The sequence below is a fragment of the Noviluteimonas gilva genome, assembly GCF_009740395.1.
Classification (GTDB): Bacteria; Pseudomonadota; Gammaproteobacteria; order Xanthomonadales; family Xanthomonadaceae; genus Noviluteimonas; species Noviluteimonas gilva.
The window spans coordinates 223,069-243,486 of record NZ_WOXT01000005.1; the positions used below are offsets into that span (position 1 = coordinate 223,069).

A 20,418-nucleotide genomic window follows, 5' to 3' on the forward strand; every position below is an offset into this window, starting at 1 on the left:
GGGGGAGCCAGCGCGATGTCGTCGTCCGTCACCGCTTACAGCGACATTCCGCGCAGCGAGGACTTCCTCGGGCACCCCAAGGGCGTCTTCGTCTGCTTCTTCACCGAGATGTGGGAGCGCTTCTCGTTCTACGGGATGAAGGCGCTGCTGTTGCTGTACCTGCTGAAGCACCACGGCTTCGACGACGACGCGGGTTACGACCTGATCGGCGCCTACGGCGGCCTGGTCTACGCGGTGCCGGTGATCGGCGGCCTGCTCGCCGACCGTTGGCTCGGGATGCGCAAGGCGGTCGTGCTCGGCGGCATTTTGCTTTGCCTCGGGCACCTGGGCATGGCGGTCGAAGGCGACCAGGCGCGCATGGTGAATGGCGTGATGGTGCGCGACGCCGGCGCGCTGCAGGTGTTCTACGGATCGCTCGCGCTGATCATCATGGGCGTGGGCTTCCTCAAGCCGAACATCTCGACGATCGTCGGCAAGCTCTACGCCGAAGACGATCCGCGCCGCGATTCGGGTTTCACCCTCTTCTATGCGGGCATCAATGTCGGCGGCCTGTTCGCGGGATTGATCTGCGCGTTCCTCGGCGAGACCTACGGTTGGCGATACGGCTTCGGCGCGGCGGGCGTGGGCATGCTCGCGGGCCTGGCGATGTTCCTGTGGGGACAGAAGTATTTGCATGGCCACGCGGAGCCGCGTGATCCGGGCGCGTTGCGCGCGCGCGTGGCGGGCATCTCGCGCGAGTGGTGGATCTACCTGGGTTCGTTCGCCGGCGTGGCGGTGGTGTGGCAATTGATCCAGACCACGCGCGCGGTGCATTGGTCGATGCACGTCGTGGCCGCGCTGTTTTTCGCGTGGTTCCTCTGGTACGTCATCGCGCGCTGCACGCGCGAGCAACGCCAGCAGATGATGGCGCTGCTGGTCAGCATCCTCGGCGTGCTGGTGTTCTTCACCCTGTACGAGCAGACCTACGGCTCATGGCTGACGTTCACCGATCGCCTGATGACCAAGGACATGTTCCCGTCGTTGGTGAGCGATGCGAGCGGCACGCTGCCGTGGTCGATCTGGCTGATGGCGGGTTCGCCGATCCTGATCGTGATGGCGTTGCGCGCGAGCGATGCGGGGCAGCGCGGTTTTGCACGCGCGCTGGTCGCCCTCTGGGTGGTCGCGATGGCGGTCGCGTGTTTCCGCGACGTGGTGCTGGTGCCGCAGACCGCCGGGTCGCTGACCTTCCTGGGCTCGTTCTTCGTCGTTCTGCTCTCGCCGATCTTCGCGTGGCTGTGGCCGTGGCTGGAAAAGCGCGGCGCGAATCCGAGCAAACCGTTGAAGAGCGCGATCGGGTTGTTGTTCGCGGCCTTGTCGTTCCTGCCCCTGCTGGCGGCGGCGCAGACCGTTGGGCCGAATGCGATGGCGAGCGTGTGGTGGCTGGTGCTCGCCTACTTCCTGCTCGAGGTCGGCGAGATGTGCCTGTCACCGATCGGACTGTCGGCGGTGACGCAGTTGTCCGTCGCGAAAGTCGTGGGCTTGATGATGGGCGGCTTCTGGCTCGCGACGGCGTATTCGGAAGTGCTGGCGGCCTCGTTCGGCAAGCTGGCGTCGATCGAGATTCCCGAAGGCGGCGCGATCGATGTCGTCGATGCCGCGGGGCGCTACGCGCACCTGTTCCAGCTGATGCTGTGGATCGGCATCGGATCCGCGGTGGTGTTCCTCGTGATCACGCCGCTGTTGAAGCGGTGGATGCACGGCGTCAAATAACGGGCTGCATCCGGTCGAGCGTGGCGTCGAGCGCCGCGCGCCAATCGGGCAACGCAATGCCGAAGTCACGCTGCACGGCGGTGGTGTCGAGCACCGAATACGCCGGACGCGCGGCGGGCGTGGGGTAATCGGACGTCGGGATCGGCACGACGCGCGGTGCCTTCGCGAGCAACCCGCGTGCAACGGCGCCTTCGAAGATCGCGGTCGCGAATCCGTGCCAACTCGTCTTGCCGGTCGTCGCCAGGTGCCACAACCCGGTGCGGCGCACGGGTGCGCGCAACACCTGCGCGGTGACGTCGGCGAGCAGCCATGCGGGCGTCGGCGTGCCAACCTGGTCGTCGACGACGCGCAGTTCGTCGCGTTCGGCACCGACGCGCAGCATCGTGCGCAGGAAATTGTGGCCGTGCACGTCGTACACCCACGCCGTGCGGAAGATCGCGTAGCGTGCGCCGCTTTGCTCGATCGCGAGCTCGCCGGTGCGCTTGGAAATGCCGTAGACGCCGAGCGGCGCGGTGACATCGTCCTCGCGATACGGGCGCTTGCCTTGTCCGTCGAAAACGTAGTCCGTCGAGTAATGCACGAAGTACGCACCGCGCGCGGCGCACGCGGCCGCGATGCGGGCCGGCGCCTGCGCGTTGATGCGATGCGCGAGGTCGGGTTCGGATTCGGCGCGGTCGACCGCCGTGTGCGCGGTGGCGTTGACGACGATGTCGGGCGCGACGCGCGCGATCAGCGCATCGATCGACTCGAGGTCGGTGAGGTCGAGGGCTTCGCACACCGTGCCATCAGCGAGCGTGCCGCCGCGCGAGGTGACGACGAGATCGCCCAGCGGCGCGAGCGTGCCGCGCAGGCGTCGCCCGAGCTGGCCATCGCCGCCGAGGAGCAGGACGGTCATGGCGCGGTGTAAATCGGCAAGCGCTCCTGCGCGACGTCGGCGAGGAACGGCGCGTTCGCATCCTTCTCCGACAGCGACGGATGCCCGATCGGCCAGTCGATCGCGATCTGCGCGTCGTTCCAGCGCAGGCTGGCATCGGCGGCCTTGTCGTACGGCGCGGTGCACAGATAGCTGAAGAGCGCGCGTTCGGACAGCACCGCGAACCCGTGCGCGAAACCCTCCGGTACCCAGAAGTGGCGCTTGTTGTCGGCGCTGAGGATCACGCCGGTGTATTGGCCGAAGGTCGGGGAGCCGCGGCGGATGTCGACCGCGACGTCGTACACCTCGCCTTCCAGCACGCTCACCAGCTTGCCCTGCGGATTCGGCCACTGATAGTGCAGGCCACGCAGGACGCCACGACTGGACGACGACACATTGCTCTGCATGAAGTGCGTCGGCAAACCGAGTGCACCGAAGCGTTCGGCGTTCCAGGCTTCATAGAAGAAGCCGCGCGCGTCGCCCCACACCGCGGGTTCGATCACGACACAGCCGGGCAATCCGGTTTCGACGACTTTCATTCGACGCGTCCGTGTTCCAGCAGGCTGAGCAGGTATTGTCCGTAGCCGTTCTTCGCGAGCGGCTTCGCCAGCGCCTCGAGCTGCGCGCGATCGATCCACTTGTTGAAGTAGGCGATTTCTTCGGGGCAGCAGACGCGCAAGCCCTGGCGCTTTTCGATCGTCTCGATGTAGGTCGAAGCTTCGACCAGCGATTCGTGCGTGCCGGTGTCGAGCCAGGCGTAACCGCGACCGAGTTTCTCCAGGTGCAGGCGGCCCTGCTCCAGGTACACGCGGTTGAGGTCGGTGATTTCGAGTTCGCCGCGCGCCGACGGCTTGAGCTGCGCGGCGTACTCGCTGGCGTTGCCGTCGTAGAAGTACAGGCCGGTGACGGCGTAGTTCGAACGCGGCTTGGCGGGCTTTTCTTCCAGGCCGACGACGCGGCCGTCGGTGTCGAACTCGGCGACGCCGTAGCGCTCCGGATCGCGCACCCAGTAACCGAAGACCGTCGCGGCATCGTCGGTGCGATCGTCCGCGCGCTGCAACAGCTCCGTCAGGCCGTGCCCGTAGAAGATGTTGTCGCCCAGGACCAGGCAGCTCGGCTTGCCGTCGACGAACTCGCGGCCGATCAGATACGCCTGCGCCAGGCCATCGGGGCTGGGCTGCACGGCGTACTCGATGTTCATGCCCCACTGCGAACCGTCGCCGATCAGGTTCTGGAACAGGGCCTGCTCGTGCGGCGTGTTGATGATCAGCACGTCGCGGATCCCGGCGAGCATCAGCACGCTCAGCGGGTAATAGATCATCGGCTTGTCGAACACGGGCAGCAGCTGTTTGCTGATCGCCTTGGTGATCGGATACAGGCGCGTACCCGATCCGCCGGCGAGGATGATGCCCTTGCGGTTGGTCGTGCGCGCGGGCGTCATGCGGCCGTCCCGATGCGTTCGAGGCGATAGCTGCCGTCGGTGACGCGACCGACCCAGTCCTGGTGCGCGAGGTACCAGTCGACGGTGTCGGCGATGCCTTGTTCGAAGGTGTGTTCGGGCTTCCAGCCGAGCTCGGCTTTCAGCTTGTCGGCGTCGATCGCGTAACGGCGGTCGTGGCCCGGACGATCGGCGACGAAGGTGATCTGCGTTTCGCGCTTCTTGCCGTCTTCGCGCGGGCGGCGTTCGTCGAGCAGCGCGCAGATGGTGCGCACGACATCGATGTTCTGGCGTTCGGCATCGCCGCCGACGTTGTAGGTTTCGCCGACGCGGCCGCCTTCGAGCACGGCGCGGATCGCGGCGCAGTGGTCGCCGACATACAACCAGTCGCGCACGTTCTTGCCGTCGCCGTACACCGGCAGCGGCTCACCGGCGAGCGCGCGCGCGATGATCAGCGGGATGAGTTTTTCCGGGAACTGGTACGGCCCGTAGTTGTTCGAGCAATTGGTCGTGAGGACCGGCAAGCCGTAGGTGTGGTGGAAGGCGCGGACCAGGTGGTCGGAAGCGGCCTTCGATGCGGAGTACGGCGAGTTCGGCGCGTACGGCGTGGTCTCGGTGAACTTGCCGGTCTCGCCGAGCGAGCCGTAGACCTCGTCGGTGGAAACATGCAGGAAGCGGAAGGCGGACTTCGCGTCGCCCTGCAACGCCTTCCAGTAATCGCGCGCGGATTCCAGCAAGGCCAGCGTGCCGACGACGTTGGTCTGCACGAATGCCGCCGGGCCGTCGATGGAGCGATCGACGTGGCTCTCGGCCGCGAAGTTGATCACCGCGTCGGGCGCGTGTTCGCGCAGCAGGCGGTCGACCAGCGCGCGATCGCCGATGTCGCCTTCCACGAACACGTGGTTCGCGTTGCCGGAAAGCGGCGCCAGCGTGTCGACGTTGCCCGCGTAGGTCAACGCGTCGAGGTTCACCACGCGCACGCCGCGGCGCACCGCGTCGAGTACGAAATTACCGCCGATGAAACCGGCACCGCCGGTCACCAACCAGGTCGTCACATCAGCCTCCAGTGCCTTGCTGTGTCGCCGCCCCGTCCGGCGTTCAGAAACGACCCCTCTCCCGGGCCGCGTGTGTTGCATCGATGCCGCCCGCGACTTCAGGCCGCGGGCGGCGAGGAATCAGAACGGGATGTCGTCGTCGGCGAAGTCGTCGCCGAAGTCGCGCGCGGCCGGGCCGGCCGGTGCCGAATCACGACGCGGCGCGCCTTCCTGGCGCTGCGGAGGCGCGGAACGCTGCGGACGCTCGGCGCGACTGCCGCCGCCACCACCGCCGCCACCGCCACCGCCTTCGCTGCGGCCGCCGAGCATCTGCATCTCATCGGCCACGATGTCGGTGAAGTACTTCTCGACGCCGTCCTGGCCGGTGAACTTGTCGTAGCGGATCGAGCCTTCGACGTAGACCGACGAGCCCTTGCGCAGGTATTCGCCGGCGATCTCGCCGAGCTTCCCGAAGAACTTCACCCGGTGCCACTCGGTGCGCTCCTGGGTGTTGCCGTCCTTGTCCTTGCGCACGCTGGTCGTGGCGAGGCTGATCGAGGTGACGGCCATGCCGCCCTGCGTGTACTTGGTTTCGGGGTCGTTGCCGAGATTGCCGACCAGGATCACCTTGTTGATGCCACGTGCCATGGAATGCGTGTCCTCGAATGCGGGTTGGGTACGGCCGGTCGCGGGGGCCGGCTGGCCAGTGGCACATGGTACCAGCGGCCGGGGACGCCGCCTGCCGACCTGTCGGCGGATTCGCATGTGGCTCTCCGACCCGTCGCTGGCGGGGCCCGCCATCGCGCATCCCGCGCCGGGTCGCGCCGGGGCGATGCGCCCGCGGCCCGCGCCGATCCGGGCCCCATCGCCCCCCAACGCGTCCACGGCGCGATGCGAAATACGCTCGCTTCGAACAAACGCAGCTTGCGCATCGATGAATCAGCGCGGATGCGGACAGGAAACGTCTCCACTCCGCAAATGTTCGGACGACGTTCGTTTCGTCGACTCCGCGCTTGCCTTCTAATCCGCGCCTTCGCGATGTCGCCCCTGTGCGACACACGTGCCCCTTGGTGCAGATCTGCATCGCGTGCCGTCGTCCACGGCGATCGCGTGCCTAGAATCGGATCGCATGCGATCGCGGGGGCGCGCTCGCTCGCCACCTTCGTTCAACCCAGGGCCAGATCCATGTATCGAGTGATCATCGTCGACGACCACCCCATGGTCTCGGCCGCACTGAAAGACCTGCTGGAAACCAACGAGACCTTCGAAGTCGTCGCCGTGCACGACAACGGCGGCGCGGCACTGTCGGCGGTGCGCACGTTGCAACCCGATCTGTTGATCATCGACTTGGGCGTGCCCGTGCTCGGCGGCGTCGAAGTGATCTCGCGCCTGCGCGCAGGCGGTTCGGGCGTCGGCATCCTCGTCGTGTCGGGTGGCGAAGCGCACGAAAGCGGCCTGCGTGCGCTGCGCGCCGGCGCCAACGGCTTCGTGCACAAGACCGATGCGATGAGCGAGATCGCGATGGCCGCGCTCGTGGTCGCGCGCGGCAAGTCCTACTTCAACCAGGAACTGCTGGTGCTCGCAGGCGATGGCCAGACCGACGGCCGTCCGGTCACGCGCCTGACCGAGCGCGAGTTCGAAGTCTTCCGCTGCCTCGTCGCCGGCCAGTCCAACCGCGACATCGGCGAACACATGCGCCTGAGCAACAAGACCGTCAGTGCGTACAAGATGAAGATCATGCGCAAGCTCGGCGCACGCAACATCCGCGACCTCATCGAGCTCGCGCGCGAAACCGATTCGGCATAAGCAAGCGCTGCCGGATCACACCGCGCCGGCAGCTTCCATCAGGCGTCCGATCTCGGCGTCCTGCTCGGGGTCGAACCGCAGGCCCATGTGGTCGACCGCCACCCACGCCACGTGCGTCTGCAGCGTGACCGAATCGCTGTCGGGCACGTCGAAGAACATGCGCAGTTGCGTGCCGTCCGCCGGCGTCCAGCCCGGCACGAGGTCCACGCGCGCGCCGCCTTCGGAAAGATCGAGGATGTACCCCTCGTGCGAATGTCCGTTGGGCGCGACGAGCACCGCGCACAACACGTTGAACCGAGCGTGCTTGCGCTTGTCGGCGGCGACGGCGGCAGAGGTTTCCATGCACGGATGCTAGCGCTGCATTGCGCCATTCGTGACGAGCGCGTACGACGAGGCGTCGGCAGGCACGCCGCCCGGACCGGCGGCGCGCTGCAGGGGAAGGACGGTCGTTCGCGGGGCCGGCATTGCGCACTGCACAACGCCGGCCGTTGCCGTTACTCGGCGTAAGCCTCGAGCGGCGGGCAGGAACAGACGAGGTTTCGGTCGCCGTAGACGTTGTCCACGCGCGCCACCGGCGGCCAGTACTTGCCGGCCACCAGCGACGGCAACGGATACACCGCCGCTTCGCGCGAATACGGATGCGTCCACTCGCCCACCACTTCCTGCGCGGTGTGCGGCGCGTTGCGCAGCGGGTTGTCGTCCTTGTCGAGCGTGCCGTTTTCGACCGCGCGGATCTCTTCGCGGATGGCGATCATCGCTTCGCAGAAGCGATCGAGCTCTTCCTTCGACTCGCTTTCCGTCGGCTCGATCATCAACGTGCCGGCGACCGGGAAGGACATCGTCGGCGCATGGAAACCGAAGTCGATCAGGCGCTTGGCCACGTCTTCGACGCTGATGCCGCTGCTGTCCTTGAGCGGGCGCAGGTCGAGGATGCATTCGTGCGCGACGAGGCCTTCGTGGCCGGCGTACAACACGGGGTAATGCTCTTCGAGGCGACGCGCGATGTAGTTCGCGTTGAGGATCGCCATCTGCGAGGCCAGGCGCAGGCCGGTGCCGCCCATCATGCGGATGTACATCCACGTGATCGGCAGGATGCTCGCGCTGCCGTACGGCGCCGCCGCGACCGCGCCGTCCTTGCGCGCGAGGTGCCCGGTGCGATGCCCCGGCAGGAAGGGCGCGAGGTGCGACTTCACGCCGATCGGGCCGACGCCCGGGCCGCCGCCGCCGTGCGGAATGCAGAAGGTCTTGTGCAGGTTGAGGTGCGAGACGTCGCCGCCGAACTTGCCCGGCGCGCACAGCCCGACCATGGCGTTCATGTTCGCGCCGTCGATGTACACCTGGCCGCCGTGGCCGTGCACGATCTCGCAGATCTCGCGCACGCCTTCTTCGAACACGCCGTGCGTGGAGGGATACGTGATCATGATCGCCGCGATCTTGTCGGCATGCTGGGCAGCCTTCGCGCGCAGGTCGTCGAGGTCGACGTTGCCGCGCGCGTCGCACGCGGTGACGACCACGCGCATGCCGGCCATGTTCGCCGTCGCGGGATTGGTGCCGTGCGCCGAGGACGGAATCAGGCAGATGTCGCGATGCCCTTCGCCGCGGCTGGCGTGGTACGCGCGAATGGCGAGCAGGCCCGCGTATTCGCCCTGCGAACCGGCGTTGGGCTGCAGCGACACCGCGTCGTAACCGGTGGCCTCGCACAGCATGCGCTCGAGGTCCTGCGTCATCTTCGCGTAGCCCAGCGCCTGGTCTTCCGGCGCGAAGGGATGCAGCGCGCCGAACTCCGGCCACGTCACCGGGATCATCTCGCTCGCGGCGTTGAGCTTCATCGTGCACGAGCCCAGCGGGATCATCGTGCGGTCGAGCGCGAGGTCGTAATCGGCCAGGCGACGCAGGTAGCGCATCAACTCGGTTTCGGAGCGATGCGTGTTGAACACCACGTGCTGCAGGAACTTCGACGTGCGGCGCAGGCCCTTGGGCAGCGTGGCGTCGGTGTCGTGCAGCGCGTCGAAATCCGGGATCGCCGCGCCTTCGCCGGCGAACACGTGCCACAGCGCTTCGATGTCGGCGCGCGTGGTGGTTTCGTCGACGGAGATGCCCAGGCGCGAGGGATCGATCTCGCGCAGGTTGTAGCCCGCGTCGCGCGCCTTGTCGTGCAGCGCGCCGGTGCGGCCGCCGGTGGCGAGGGTGATCGTGTCGAACCAGGTCTTCTGTTCGACCTGCACGCCGAGCTGCTTCAGGCCGGCGGCGAGGATGACGGTGAGCGCGTGCGTGCGCTCGGCGATCGCCTGCAGCCCTTCCGGACCGTGGTAGACCGCGAACATGCTCGCGATGTTGGCCAGCAGCACCTGCGCGGTGCAGATGTTGGAGGTCGCCTTCTCGCGGCGGATGTGCTGCTCGCGCGTCTGCATCGCAAGCCGATAGGCCGGCTTGCCGTGGCGGTCGATCGAGATGCCGACCACGCGGCCCGGCATGTCGCGCTTGAAGGCATCCTTCGTCGCGAAGTACGCGGCGTGCGGGCCGCCGAAGCCGAGCGGCACGCCGAAGCGCTGCGCGCTGCCGATCGCGAGGTCCGCGCCGAATTCACCCGGCGGCGTGAGCAGCGTGAGCGCAAGCAGGTCGGCCGCGACCGCGACGAGCGCATTGGCCGCATGGAACTTGGCGACGATGGCCTTCAGGTCGTGCACGTCGCCGTTGGTCGCCGGGTATTGCAGCGCGGCGCCGAAGAACTTCGACACGTCTTCCAGCGCGAACTCGTCGCCGACGATCACTTCGTAACCCAGCGGCTCGGCGCGCGTGCGCACGACATCGATGGTCTGCGGATGGCAATGCTGTGAGACGAAGAAGGCATTCGCCGCCTTGTTCTTCGACAGGCGCTTGCAGAACGTCATCGCTTCGGCGACGGCGGTGCCTTCGTCGAGCAGCGAGGCGTTGGCGATTTCCATGCCGGTGAGGTCCGCGACCAGCGTCTGGAAGTTGAGCAGCGCTTCGAGGCGGCCCTGCGAGATTTCCGGCTGGTACGGCGTGTAGGCCGTGTACCACGCGGGGTTCTCGAGCAGGTTGCGCAGGATCGGCGCCGGCGTGTGCGTGTTGTAGTAGCCCTGGCCGATGAACGAGCGCAGCACCTTGTTCTTGTCGGCGATGGTGCGCAGCAGGTCGAGCGCTTCGGCTTCCCCGAGGCCATCGCTGGCCGGAAGGACCGCGGTGCCGCGAATGCTGGCGGGAACGACGCTGTCGGTGAGGGCGTCGAGCGAGGCGTGACCGAGCAGGTCGAGCATCGCCTTGGTGTCGGCCTCGCGCGGGCCGATATGGCGCGCGATGAATTCGTTACGGGTGTCGAGCGGGGTCGTCATGGGCGCGCCTTGGGAAAATAGGGCGCCCCATCTGTCTATTCGCCTGAGAGCGTTACTCCTTCGGCGGGCCGGGGACGGGTTCGCATACAGGGTCGCGCGGCCGGATGGGGGAGGATCTCCGGGACGCACGGTGCGAGACCGCCGGTCACTTTTCAGATTGTGTCTGCCGCGAGGTCCTTTTGCCTGAGAGTTTCCGGGGCGGTTGCTCCTTCGGCGCCGGCACTGGGCCGGTCTCTCCCACGCGACAGGTGCTGCTAAATAAAGCCCGCGAATGGTCTCATGCCCCCACCCCGCGCGGCAAACGCGGGACCGTGAATGTGTGGGCCTGCCTATAATTGCCGCCCGCCCCCGCCGCCCTGCCCGCCTCCGACGTGAACGCAGCCCCCGACCGCAGCCTCCCCGACCTGCCCGCGATCCAGGCCCTCGCGCAGGAGGACATGGCCGCCGTCGATGCGCTGATCCGAAAGCGCCTGGCCTCCGACGTCGTCCTGATCAACCAGGTCAGTGAGTACATCATCGGCGCCGGCGGCAAGCGCCTGCGCCCGATGTTGCTGTTGCTCGCCGCGCGCGCGCTCGGCCATCGCGGCCCGCATGCGCACCAGCTCGCGGCGGTGGTCGAGTTCATCCACACCGCGACCTTGCTGCACGACGACGTGGTCGACGAATCCGATCTGCGCCGCGGCCGCCGCACGGCCAATGCGGTGTGGGGCAACGCCGCGAGCGTGCTCGTCGGCGACTTCCTGTATTCGCGCAGCTTCCAGCTGATGGTCGAACTCGACCGCATGGAAGTCATGCGCATCCTCGCCGACACGACCAACCAGATCGCCGAAGGCGAAGTGCTGCAGCTGCTGCACGTGCGCAACCCCGACACCGACGAAGCCGCCTACCTGCGCGTCATCGAGCGCAAGACGGCCGTCCTGTTCGCCGCCGCCACGCGCCTGGGCGCGCTGCTCGCCGGCGCGGATGCGAAGACCTGCGATGCCATGCACGAATACGGCCTGCAGCTCGGCTACGCCTTCCAGATCGCCGACGACGTGCTCGACTACGCCGCCGACGCCGACGCGCTGGGCAAGAACCTCGGCGACGATCTCGCCGAAGGCAAGGCCACGCTGCCGTTGATCCACGCGATCGCGCACAGCGATGCGCCCACGCGTGCCGCGCTGCGCAACGCCGTCGAACATGGCGACGTCGATGCGATGCCGCAGGTGGTCGCCGCGATCAACGCGACGGGCGGGCTGGAATACAGCCGCGGGCGCGCGTTCGAATTCGCGCAGGCCGCGGAAGCGGCGCTCGACGGGATGCCGTCGAACGTCGCGGTGGATGCGTTGCGGGGGTTGGCGCGGTATGCGGTGTCGCGGGATCGCTAGTGCGTTATCCCCCTCGAGCGCGCTTTGCGCGCTCGATCCCCCTTGGAAGGGGGATGAAGGCCGTCAGTTCGCGAATTTCTCGGCGAAGAAGACGCGCATCATGCGTTCGGAACGGCGCGCCGCCAGTTCGTTGTAAACGCAGCCCGGCGGCTTGTTCGCATCCGGCAGCGCGAAGCAATGCACCGCGCCGCTGAAGTTCACGAACTGCCAATCCACCTTCGCCGCGTTCATCTCGTTTTCGAATCCGGGGATGTCGCCCGCCGTGCCCTGGTCGTCGGCGCCGTTGAGCACGAGCAGGCTCGCCTTCACCGTGCCGGGTTTTGCGGGCGTCGTCGTCGCCAGGCCACCGTGGAAAGTCGCGACGGCATCGACGTCCGCGCCGCTGCGTGCGAGTTCCAGCGCCGCCGAACCGCCGAAGCAGTAGCCGATCGCGCCGATGTGTTTCGCATCGAGCGGTACATCCTTCGCGGTGCGCAACACGTCGAGCGCCTTGCCCGTGCGTGCGCGCAAGGTCGCGACGTCGGCACGGAGTTTCTTCACCTGCCCCATCGCGTCTTCGTCGGTCTTCGGGCGCACACCCTTGCCGTACACGTCTGCGAGCAGCACGACGTAATCGTCGCCGGCGATGTGCTTGGCCTTGGCGATCGCCGAATCGGTGACGCCGTACCAGTCGGGCACCATCAAAACGCCGGGGCGCTTGATCGCATTTGTATCGTCGTACACGAGATAACCGCTGAAGCTGTCCTTGCCGACCTTCCATTCGACCGGCTTGGCCTGCATCTCGGCGTGCGCGGCCGACATCCCGAAAGCGCAGAGCAACAACGCGAACAACGTGCGACCGAAGATCGTGCGACGCATGGCGGACTCCGTTTGCCTTTGGCTGTGCGCGAGCCTACCCCCGAAGCGCGTCCGCCGCGTGAACGCTCACGCGATGCCGAGGCCCGGGATGGCGCTGATCGTGTCGGGATCGAAGCCGGCGAGGCTGGCGAAATGGCGCCCGCGCGCGACGTAATCCTTGTAGGCGCCGAAGCTGGGCGCGCCGGGCGAAAGCAGCACGACGCCCTCGCCCGCCAGCGCATCGCGGGCCTGGGCCATCGCATCGGCGAGGTCCCGCGCTTCGCGCAAGGCGAATGCCCCGCCGAGCGCCACCGGTTCGAGCAGGTCGTGGATCTTCGGCCCGTTCTGCCCGAGCGTGACGATGGCCGCGGGCGCGTGCGTGCGCATCTGTTCGGCGAACCCCGACCAATCGATGCCGCGATCATGGCCACCGGCGATCAACGCGACGCGCCGATCGGCGAAGCACGCCAGCGCCGCGAGGCTCGCATGCGGCGTGGTGCTGATCGAATCGTTGACGTAGGCGATGCCGTCGCGCACGCCGATGGTTTGCAAGCGATGCGGCAGCGGACGGAAGGCCGCGGCGTGCGGCGCGAGCGCGGCCGCATCGAGCCCAAGCGCTTCGATCGCCGTCAGCACCGCGCACAGGTTGCCGCGATTGTGGCGGCCGGGCAGCGGCAACGACGCGGTATCGAACACCTCGCGATCGCCGCGATACAACACGTCGCCGCGCAGATGCCAACCGTCTTCGCGATTGAACCAGCGCACCTGCGTTTCCTCGTCCAGGCGCAACGCGGCGAGCGTCGGATCGGCGGCGTTGAGCACCGCGATGCGCGGGCGCGCGTCGGTGACCAGGCGCAACTTGTCGGCGACATAGCGCATTTCGCCGCCGTGCCAATCGAGGTGTTCGGGAAACACATTCAGCGCGACGGCGACATCGGGCCGCGCGCAGGAGTCGGCGACATCACCGGTCTGGTAACTCGACAACTCGATTGCCCAGTACGCGGGTGCTTCCTGCGCGGAAGCATCGGCGTCCAGCAACTCGAGCATCGGCAAACCGATGTTGCCCGCGAGCGCCGTGCGATGGCCGCCCGCGCGCAACAAGTGCGCGAGCAAGGCGGTCGTCGTGCTCTTGCCCTTCGTGCCGGTCACGCAGAGCGTGCGGCCATGGCCCGTCGCGGCGTGTTCGCCGAACCACAGCGCCGTACCGCCGATGAAACGCGTGCCGCGCGCGCACGCCGACACCGCCTCAACGCGATACGGGCTGATGCCCGGCGACTTCACGACGACATCGAACGCGGAAAGCGCATCGGCGTCGACGTGCGTGTGCGTCGTCAACGCGGCATCGTGCAGCGTCGCGGCGTCCTCGGCTTCGGCCGCGTCGCAGAACAGCGTCAGCGGCTGATGCGGAAGTCGTGCTCGCAGCGCGCGATACGCCGCGCGACCTTCGCGGCCCCAGCCCCAGAGGGCGACCCGCTTGCCGTCAAGCGACGAAATGCGCACGCAGCCTGGCCCAGAGTGAAGCTGGGATGCGGTGTTCGTCGTCGATCGCCATCAGGCCCGCGACGTCGAGTTCGCCCGCGTCGAGCTGCGGCGCGATCTCGCGCGCGAAGCGTTCGACCAGCGCGTCTTCGCGCCATTCCGGACGCGCGGCCAGCGCGGCCATCGCGGCGCGCGATTCGCGGCCTTCGCCCACGCACTCGAACGGCTTGTGGTCCTGGTATTCCAGCAGCGCGTCGTAACCGGCGGTCTGCGCCGGATCGTCGAGCAGGTTGCGCCCGAAGATGCCGACCAGGCGCGGCTTCGACATGAACGGCGCGAGCGCAAGGAACACGAAGTGGCACTTCGGGCACACGCCGCACCAACGGCTCGCGGGGCGCTCACCGAGGAGATGGAAGTTGCGGTTGCAGCTGGAGAAGTGCGCGTCGTAGTGGTCGGTCTTCGCGAACTGCCGGGCGACCGCAAGCTCACTCAACGGCCGCAGCAACGAGTAGTAATGCAGGTCGGAGGCGACGTGCGACTGCACGAAACCGGCGAGCGTCTGTTCCCACGCCCAGCCCTTCGACCATTGGTGGTTGACCTCGCCCGTGCCCGGGATCAGCGAGCCGTAACTCGCCGAGCGTTCGTTCGAGAACACGACCTGGTTGGCGCCGAGCACGATGGCGGCGAACAGCATGATCGCCGAGTTCACGCCCGTCACCGGGATGTGCCCGTTCAACGCACCCTGGCGATTGAACTCGAACAACTCCGGTGCAAGCGCGCGCCCGATGTTGAGCGTCGGCAAGCCCGTGCGTTCCGCGCAGGCCTTGATCAATTGCGAACCGCCGATCCACGTGACCGTCTGTTCGACGCCCGCGGCGCGCAGCGCCTCGATGGACACCAGCGAATCCTTGCCACCGCCGATCGCGACGAGCGCATGTTCGGGCAGTCCGATCGCGGGCGCGGCCGGCGCATCGTTCGCCGCATGCGGGAACTTGATGCGCTCGTGCAGGTGCAGCCCGTTGCGATACGCGAACTCGCCCAATCCGTTGAGATAGAACGAATCGAGCATCGCCGCCGTCGCCGCGTCGATCGGCTCGCCTTCGATGCGGATCTCCGCCGGCACCGCCGCCTTGTAATAGCTCACGCCCGCGAGCAGATGCAGCAGGCGCAATGCACGCTGCGCCGCCTCCGCACGCGCGCCGTCCAGCGCGAAGGGCGCGCCCGGCAACGTGATCGTTTCGATCAGCTCCGGGCCGTCGTCGAACGCGTAGATCAGTTGCGCCACGCCCGTGGCGGCGTCGAAGGTGTTGCGCACGAAGCGGAACGCGCGGATCGCGTCGCGCGAGAAAGTCCAGCCGGTCATTCGATCGTGTCCTCTGCGGGCAATGCGCGCAGGTTGTAGGTGCTCGCCATGGCCATGCCGTAGGCGCCCGCGTCGGCGACGAGGATGACGTCCCCCTCCATCGTCGCCGCGGGCAACAGGCGGGAATGGCCCAGCACGTCGCCGCTTTCACAGATGGGGCCGACGACGTCGAATTCCAGCGTATCGACGTCGGACAGGCGCGAGAGATTGTGGATGCCGTGGTACGCCCCGTACATCGCCGGGCGCGCGAGTGCGTTCATGCCCGCGTCGCAACCCACGCGGCGCACGCCGTCCTTTTCGACGACCTGCGTGGCGTGCAGCAACAGCACGCCGCATTCGGCAACCATGAAGCGGCCGGGTTCGACGACGAGCTGGAAACGCGGATACGCAGCGCGGATTTCCTCGAGCCCCGCGCGCCACGCGACGAGATCGAAGTCTTCCGAATCCGGCGTATACGCGACCGGCAGGCCGCCGCCGATGTCGATGGATTCGATGGTGCCCACGCTGTCGGCCATGCCCGCGAGTTCGGCGTAGATCAAGCGCCAATGGCGCGGATCGTCGATGCCACTGCCCATGTGCGCGTGCAGGCCGCTGATGCGGACGTCGAGCTTGCGCGCCTGTTCGACGAACTCGTCGAAGCGTTGCAGCGACAAACCGAACTTCGCGGCGACGCCACCGGTGTTGACCTTCGCGTGGTGCCCGCCGCCGTGGCCGATGTCCAGGCGCAACCAGATCGTGCGCCCGCGAAACACGTCGGGCCAGCGATGCAGCGCTTCGACATTGTCGAGCGTGACCGTCACGCCCAGCGCGAAGGCCGCTTCGTATTCCTTGCGCGGCGCGAAACTCGGCGTGAACACCACGCGCTCGGGCGACAAGGACGGCAGATGTTGGAACACGTGTTCGAGTTCGCCGATCGACACGCATTCCAGGCCGAAGCCTTCTTCGACCAGCGTGCGCAGGATCGCCGGATGCGGGTTGGCCTTGATCGCGAAGAAGCGGCGGTCGATCGCATCGATCGACATCAGGTCGCGCGCGCGATTGCGCACGGTCGCCAGATCGTAGGCGTAGGTCGGCGTGGCCTTGGCGGCGAGCGCAAGCAAGGGTTCGCGCTTGCCCACCCACCACGGCACGCGGCGCACCGGCTTGCCGTGCGCGATGTCGCGCCAACTCGGGCCGAACACCGAAGCGTCCTGAACCGGCATCGCGCCGCCACGGGTCAGTTCGGCGTGCAGTTGCGGCAGCATGCCGTCGGCGTCGGTTTCGTCGACGACGAAGGTCAGGTTCAAGTCGTTCGACGACTGCGAAATCAGGTGCACGCGTTCCTTGCCGAAGGTCGCCCACACATCCGACAACTTGTGCAGCAGCGACCGCATGCCGCGCCCGACGAGCGTGATCGCCGCGCACGGCGCGATGACCTTCACGCGGCAGACTTCGGCCAGGTCCGCCGACAATGTTTCCAGCACGTTCGTCGTCACCAGGTTCTCGCTGGGATCCAGCGACACGGTGACGTTGGTTTCGGACGAACCGATCAGGTCGACCGACAGCCCGTTGCGCTTGAAGCGCTCGAACACGTCGGCGAGAAAGCCCACCTGTTGCCACATGCCGATGCTTTCCATCGACACGAGCACGATGCCGTTGCGGCGGCTGATCGCCTTGACGCCCGGCACCGTCGTGGCGCTCGCGTCGATGCGCGTGCCGGGCAAATCGGGGCGTTCGGTATCGAGGATCGTGATCGGCACGCCGCCATCGCGGCAGGGCGCGATCGAACGCGGATGCAGCACCTTCGCGCCGGTCGTCGCGATTTCCTGCGCTTCGGCGTAATCCAGGCGCGTGAGCAGGCGTGCGTCGGGGACGTCGCGCGGGTTCGCGCTGAACATGCCGGGCACGTCGGTCCAGATTTCCACGCGCAATGCACGCAGCAGCGCGCCGAAGTACGCGGCCGAGGTATCGGAACCGCCGCGGCCCAGGATCGCGGTGCCGCCATCGGCGTGGCGCGCGATGAAGCCTTGCGTCACCAACATCGGCGCGGGCTGCGCATCGAAGCGCGCCTGCAAGGCCCCATCGGGCGCGCAACGGCAATTGACCGACAGGCGCTGCGCCCACGGGCTCGCGTTGGGCAGCGACACGGCATCGAGCCAGTCGCGCGCATCGCTCCAACCGAAATCGAGGCCCTGCGAACGCAGGTAGGCCGCGCCGAGCGTCGAAGAGAGCAACTCCCCCTGCGCAAGCACATCGGCTTGCCACGTCAGTTCGCGGTTTTTTGCGCGCGGGTCGTTCGCGAGGGTGCGCAACGCTTCCAGGCGCGAGCCGAGGACTGCATCGGCATCAAGGTCGAGTTCGGCGCAGAACGCGCGGTGGCGTTCGACCAAGGCGTCGATGCGGGCGTCGAAATTCTCGCCCACCGCCGAGTACGCGATGGCCTGCAGCTCGTTGGTGACGCCCGAAAGCGCCGAAACGACCACCAGCACCCGCACGCCTTCATCGCCCATCCGTTTCGCGGCGAGGCGGCCGATCGTGTCCCAGCGATTGCGACGCGACACCGAGGTGCCGCCGAACTTCAAGACCACCCACCGCACTGGTTGCGACACCACCGATCCTCGTTGCGTTCGAAGGAATGCGCGACGCGCGCGCGAGATTGCCTGCAAAATGCGGCTCCGGGATTCTAGGGTATTGCCATGGCCTTGCGCCGCTACATGCAGGTGGACGTGTTCGCCGATCGGCCCGGGGCGGGCAACCCGCTGGCGGTCGTGCTGGATGCGCAGGGCTTGGACGATGCGGCGATGCAGGCCATCGCGCGCTGGACGCGCCTGCCGGAGACGACCTTCCTGTTCCCGGCCGCGTCGCCGGACAGCAGCTACCGGCTCCGGATCTTCTCGCCGCGCCGGGAAGTGCCCTTCGCCGGCCACCCGAGCGTGGGCAGCGCGCACGTCGCGCTGGCCGCGGGCTTGGCGCAGGTGAAGGACGGGCTGCTCGTGCAGGACGGCATCGCCGGCAAACTTCCCCTGCGCGTGACGGGCTCGGGGCAAAAACGCACGATCGCCGTGCGCACGCCGCACACGAATGTCGTGGAAATCGCCTCGCCCGACGATCCGCGCCTGCGCCCCGCCCTCGCCGGCCTGCCGCTCGGCGCGCTGCCGCCGGCGCTGGTCGAAGGTGGGCGCCGCTGGTGGTTGGTCGAAATGGCGGACGAAGTGGCCTTGCGCGCCGCGTCCCCCGACTGGGCCGCGATCGGCAAGCTCGCGCAGGACACCGAAAGCATGGGCGTGTGCGTCTTCGCGCGCAGCCACGATCCGGTGTACTACCTCGCGGTGCGTGCGTGGGTCGGTGCGCCGGCGCAGTTCGAAGATGCGGCATCGGGCGCGGCGAACGCGACGCTTGCCGCGTTCCTCGCGTCGCAGGGTGCGTTGCCGGGAAGCGGCGGCTTCTATCGCATCAGCCAGGGGCGCGAAGTCGGCCACGACGCGATCATCGAACTCACGGTCGATGCCGAAGGCGAAGTGTGGTCGGGAGGCCGCACCTGCACGGTAGTCGAAGGCCACATCAACTGGCCGTGACAAAAAAAGGGGCCGCAAGATGCGACCCCCCTTCCCTGAAACTTACTGCTCGGCGTTGACGTCGACGCGCACGCGGATGCGATCGCCCGGGTGGTGATCGGTGCGGGTCTTGAACTGGCGCCCCGCATATTCGTACGTCACGTCGTAACCGACGACGCGACCATCGTTGTTGGCGTTGTAGCTGCCGTAATTGTTGTTGCCGTTGTAGCCGCCGTTGCTGGACGTGTTGTTGCCGTACTGGTCGTCGCACACCGTGACGCTGCTGCGCTCGTACTTGCGGCGCTGCGTGCCCTCGTAGATCTGGCGACCGGCCAGGCCACCGACCATCGAACCGATCGCGGCCGCGGCCACTTGTCCGCTACCACCGCCGACCTTGCTGCCGAGCACCGCACCGGCGAGCCCGCCGACGACGGTCGCCATCGTGCGGCCCGTGTCGGTGCCATAGCGGCCCTGTTGCGGGTAGTACGGATCGTTCGAAGGGTACTGGCCATTCGACGCGTATCCGCCATTGGTCGGATAGGAACCGCCCGAGGTGTAGCAGCGATTGCCGTTGTTGTTGACGTAACCGTTGTTCGCGTAGCCGTTGTTGCCGTAGCCATTGGAGTAGCGCGAGTCGATCACCGGATCCACGCGCACCACGCGCGCCCAGTCGTAGATCGCGTTCTGCTGGTTGGTGTAACCGCCGTAGTTCTGCGCCGACGCCGTTCCCACGGCAGCGGCCAGGCCCAGTGCGAGCAAGGTGGCGGACAAGCGCTTCATGGCGTCACTCCAGGCGCCGGAATGGCGCGGAGGGGATCGTCGGGTCGGCGCGGGCAATGCACCCTGAATCGATCGCGGGTGGAAACGCTTGCAGCCAAAATCGTTTAGCGCGCCGACAGCACGGCGTCAGCGCGCGTTGTGCGTAGCGTCGATGCGTTACTCGACAAGCTCTGCGTCGAGCGAGATCGGCACGGCGCTCAGCGCCTTGGACACCGGGCAGTTCTGCTTCGCATCGTCGGCCAGCGCGCGGAACTTCGCCGCATCCAGGCCGGCGACGCGCGCCTGCGTCTTCAGGCGGATCTCGACGATCGTCGGCCCGCCTTCCATGCCCAGTTCCACTTCGGCCTGGGTGTCGAGCGATTGCGGCGGGTGGCCGGCTTCGGTCAGCTTGGCCGACAGCGCCATCGTGAAGCAGCCCGCGTGCGCGGCGGCGATCAGTTCTTCCGGATTGGTGCCTTTCTCGGCACCGAAGCGTGTGTTGAAGCCATAGCGCGTGCCCGCCATCAGGCCGCTTTGCGGCGTGTCGAGCCGGCCCTGGCCGGACTTGAGGTCGCCTTCCCAATGGGCGGTGGCTTTGCGGGTGATCGAGGCCATGGCTTGCGCTCCGTGAGTCACGGGTGGGGGATGGGCAGCCTACTCCACCGCCATGCTTGACCCTTCACCGCTGCTGCGGGAGATTTGCTGTCCCGGCGGCATCGTCGCCGGGGCTCCCGCCATGACGGCCCGCCCGGCGAACAGCCAGGACGGCAGACACGCTCCGGTTCGT

At 67.5% G+C, this 20,418-nt stretch carries 17 protein-coding genes and 1 riboswitch; of the genes, 4 read left to right on the plus strand and 13 right to left on the minus strand.

Annotated elements, in window-relative coordinates:
* The first annotated feature begins 15 nt into the window (after window positions 1-15).
* Entirely contained in the window at window positions 16-1,749 is a 1,734-nt protein-coding gene (locus tag GN331_RS15255; protein WP_156643142.1) for a peptide MFS transporter, read from the plus strand.
* Here GN331_RS15255 and rfbD read toward each other — a convergent pair.
* From rfbD to ssb, 5 genes are all read right to left on the minus strand, one after another.
* On the minus strand, window positions 1,742-2,644 hold the full coding sequence (gene rfbD / locus GN331_RS15260; RefSeq protein WP_156643143.1) for a dTDP-4-dehydrorhamnose reductase: 903 nt from the start codon (window positions 2,642-2,644) through the stop codon (window positions 1,742-1,744). The genes GN331_RS15255 and rfbD overlap by 8 nt on opposite strands.
* Entirely contained in the window at window positions 2,641-3,201 is a 561-nt protein-coding gene (rfbC, locus tag GN331_RS15265; RefSeq protein WP_156643144.1) for a dTDP-4-dehydrorhamnose 3,5-epimerase, read from the minus strand. The genes rfbD and rfbC overlap by 4 nt, the downstream gene beginning before the upstream one ends.
* Complete coding sequence (gene rfbA, locus GN331_RS15270; RefSeq protein WP_156643145.1) at window positions 3,198-4,103, minus strand: glucose-1-phosphate thymidylyltransferase RfbA; 906 nt, start codon at window positions 4,101-4,103, stop codon at window positions 3,198-3,200. The genes rfbC and rfbA overlap by 4 nt, the downstream gene beginning before the upstream one ends.
* On the minus strand, window positions 4,100-5,155 hold the full coding sequence (rfbB, locus tag GN331_RS15275; RefSeq protein ID WP_331713507.1) for a dTDP-glucose 4,6-dehydratase: 1,056 nt from the start codon (window positions 5,153-5,155) through the stop codon (window positions 4,100-4,102). Before rfbB ends, rfbA begins: the two co-directional genes overlap by 4 nt.
* Before the next feature lie 120 nt (window positions 5,156-5,275).
* Window positions 5,276-5,782 carry a single-stranded DNA-binding protein gene (gene ssb, locus GN331_RS15280; RefSeq protein ID WP_156643147.1) on the minus strand — a complete coding sequence of 169 codons (507 nt, stop codon included), beginning with the start codon at window positions 5,780-5,782 and terminating at the stop codon, window positions 5,276-5,278.
* A 537-nt stretch (window positions 5,783-6,319) separates the two neighbouring features.
* Between ssb and GN331_RS16605 the strand changes: the two genes are divergently transcribed.
* Window positions 6,320-6,940: a response regulator transcription factor gene (locus GN331_RS16605; protein WP_197427180.1), complete on the plus strand. Its 621-nt coding sequence runs from the start codon at window positions 6,320-6,322 to the stop codon at window positions 6,938-6,940.
* Between the two features lie 15 nt (window positions 6,941-6,955).
* Here GN331_RS16605 and GN331_RS15290 read toward each other — a convergent pair whose 3' ends face one another.
* Both GN331_RS15290 and gcvP read right to left on the minus strand, forming a co-directional pair.
* Window positions 6,956-7,282, minus strand: a complete 327-nt coding sequence (locus GN331_RS15290; RefSeq protein WP_156643149.1) for a PilZ domain-containing protein — start codon at window positions 7,280-7,282, stop codon at window positions 6,956-6,958.
* Between the two features lie 152 nt (window positions 7,283-7,434).
* Window positions 7,435-10,293 carry an aminomethyl-transferring glycine dehydrogenase gene (gcvP, locus tag GN331_RS15295; RefSeq protein ID WP_156643150.1) on the minus strand — a complete coding sequence of 953 codons (2,859 nt, stop codon included), beginning with the start codon at window positions 10,291-10,293 and terminating at the stop codon, window positions 7,435-7,437.
* Window positions 10,294-10,454: 161 nt separating this feature from the next.
* Window positions 10,455-10,543: riboswitch (glycine riboswitch) on the minus strand.
* Between the two features lie 121 nt (window positions 10,544-10,664).
* Here gcvP and GN331_RS15300 point away from each other — a divergent pair.
* Complete coding sequence (locus tag GN331_RS15300; protein ID WP_331713508.1) at window positions 10,665-11,660, plus strand: polyprenyl synthetase family protein; 996 nt, start codon at window positions 10,665-10,667, stop codon at window positions 11,658-11,660.
* Window positions 11,661-11,723: 63 nt separating this feature from the next.
* On the opposite strand, the gene GN331_RS15305 is transcribed toward GN331_RS15300, so the two are convergent.
* The 4 genes from GN331_RS15305 to GN331_RS15320 form a co-directional block, all read right to left on the minus strand.
* Window positions 11,724-12,461, minus strand: coding sequence for a dienelactone hydrolase family protein (locus GN331_RS15305; RefSeq protein ID WP_425489308.1), 738 nt, complete (start codon window positions 12,459-12,461; stop codon window positions 11,724-11,726).
* A gap of 123 nt (window positions 12,462-12,584) precedes the next feature.
* Window positions 12,585-13,997 carry a UDP-N-acetylmuramoyl-L-alanine--D-glutamate ligase gene (gene murD / locus GN331_RS15310; RefSeq protein WP_331713509.1) on the minus strand — a complete coding sequence of 471 codons (1,413 nt, stop codon included), beginning with the start codon at window positions 13,995-13,997 and terminating at the stop codon, window positions 12,585-12,587.
* Window positions 13,978-15,339 carry a UDP-N-acetyl-alpha-D-muramoyl-L-alanyl-L-glutamate epimerase gene (gene murL, locus GN331_RS15315; protein ID WP_156643152.1) on the minus strand — a complete coding sequence of 454 codons (1,362 nt, stop codon included), beginning with the start codon at window positions 15,337-15,339 and terminating at the stop codon, window positions 13,978-13,980. Before murL ends, murD begins: the two co-directional genes overlap by 20 nt.
* Window positions 15,336-17,927: a bifunctional aspartate kinase/diaminopimelate decarboxylase gene (locus GN331_RS15320; RefSeq protein WP_425489302.1), complete on the minus strand. Its 2,592-nt coding sequence runs from the start codon at window positions 17,925-17,927 to the stop codon at window positions 15,336-15,338. The genes murL and GN331_RS15320 overlap by 4 nt, the downstream gene beginning before the upstream one ends.
* 87 nt (window positions 17,928-18,014) lie before the next feature.
* On the opposite strand from GN331_RS15320, the gene GN331_RS15325 reads away from it, so the two are divergent.
* Complete coding sequence (locus tag GN331_RS15325) at window positions 18,015-18,893, plus strand: PhzF family phenazine biosynthesis protein (RefSeq protein WP_156643154.1); 879 nt, start codon at window positions 18,015-18,017, stop codon at window positions 18,891-18,893.
* 42 nt (window positions 18,894-18,935) lie between these two features.
* On the opposite strand, the gene GN331_RS15330 is transcribed toward GN331_RS15325, so the two are convergent.
* Together GN331_RS15330 and GN331_RS15335 are read right to left on the minus strand one after the other, a co-directional pair.
* Window positions 18,936-19,652 carry a glycine zipper 2TM domain-containing protein gene (locus GN331_RS15330; RefSeq protein WP_156643155.1) on the minus strand — a complete coding sequence of 239 codons (717 nt, stop codon included), beginning with the start codon at window positions 19,650-19,652 and terminating at the stop codon, window positions 18,936-18,938.
* Window positions 19,653-19,808: 156 nt separating this feature from the next.
* Window positions 19,809-20,246, minus strand: a complete 438-nt coding sequence (locus GN331_RS15335) for an OsmC family protein (RefSeq protein WP_156643156.1) — start codon at window positions 20,244-20,246, stop codon at window positions 19,809-19,811.
* Between the last annotated feature and the right edge of the window lie 172 nt (window positions 20,247-20,418).

Bases quoted from the DNA above. Each gene is read 5' to 3' on its own strand.
- GN331_RS15255 (WP_156643142.1), top strand. From the start codon at position 16: ATGTCGTCGTCCGTCACCGCTTACAGCGACATTCCGCGCAGCGAGGAC.
- rfbD (WP_156643143.1), bottom strand. From the start codon at position 2,644: ATGACCGTCCTGCTCCTCGGCGGCGATGGCCAGCTCGGGCGACGCCTG.
- rfbC (WP_156643144.1), bottom strand. From the start codon at position 3,201: ATGAAAGTCGTCGAAACCGGATTGCCCGGCTGTGTCGTGATCGAACCC.
- rfbA (WP_156643145.1), bottom strand. From the start codon at position 4,103: ATGACGCCCGCGCGCACGACCAACCGCAAGGGCATCATCCTCGCCGGC.
- ssb (WP_156643147.1), bottom strand. From the start codon at position 5,782: ATGGCACGTGGCATCAACAAGGTGATCCTGGTCGGCAATCTCGGCAAC.
- GN331_RS16605 (WP_197427180.1), top strand. From the start codon at position 6,320: ATGTATCGAGTGATCATCGTCGACGACCACCCCATGGTCTCGGCCGCA.
- GN331_RS15290 (WP_156643149.1), bottom strand. From the start codon at position 7,282: ATGGAAACCTCTGCCGCCGTCGCCGCCGACAAGCGCAAGCACGCTCGG.
- gcvP (WP_156643150.1), bottom strand. From the start codon at position 10,293: ATGACGACCCCGCTCGACACCCGTAACGAATTCATCGCGCGCCATATC.
- GN331_RS15305 (WP_425489308.1), bottom strand. From the start codon at position 12,461: ATGTCGGCCGCGCACGCCGAGATGCAGGCCAAGCCGGTCGAATGGAAG.
- murL (WP_156643152.1), bottom strand. From the start codon at position 15,339: ATGACCGGCTGGACTTTCTCGCGCGACGCGATCCGCGCGTTCCGCTTC.
- GN331_RS15325 (WP_156643154.1), top strand. From the start codon at position 18,015: ATGGCCTTGCGCCGCTACATGCAGGTGGACGTGTTCGCCGATCGGCCC.
- GN331_RS15330 (WP_156643155.1), bottom strand. From the start codon at position 19,652: ATGAAGCGCTTGTCCGCCACCTTGCTCGCACTGGGCCTGGCCGCTGCC.
- GN331_RS15335 (WP_156643156.1), bottom strand. From the start codon at position 20,246: ATGGCCTCGATCACCCGCAAAGCCACCGCCCATTGGGAAGGCGACCTC.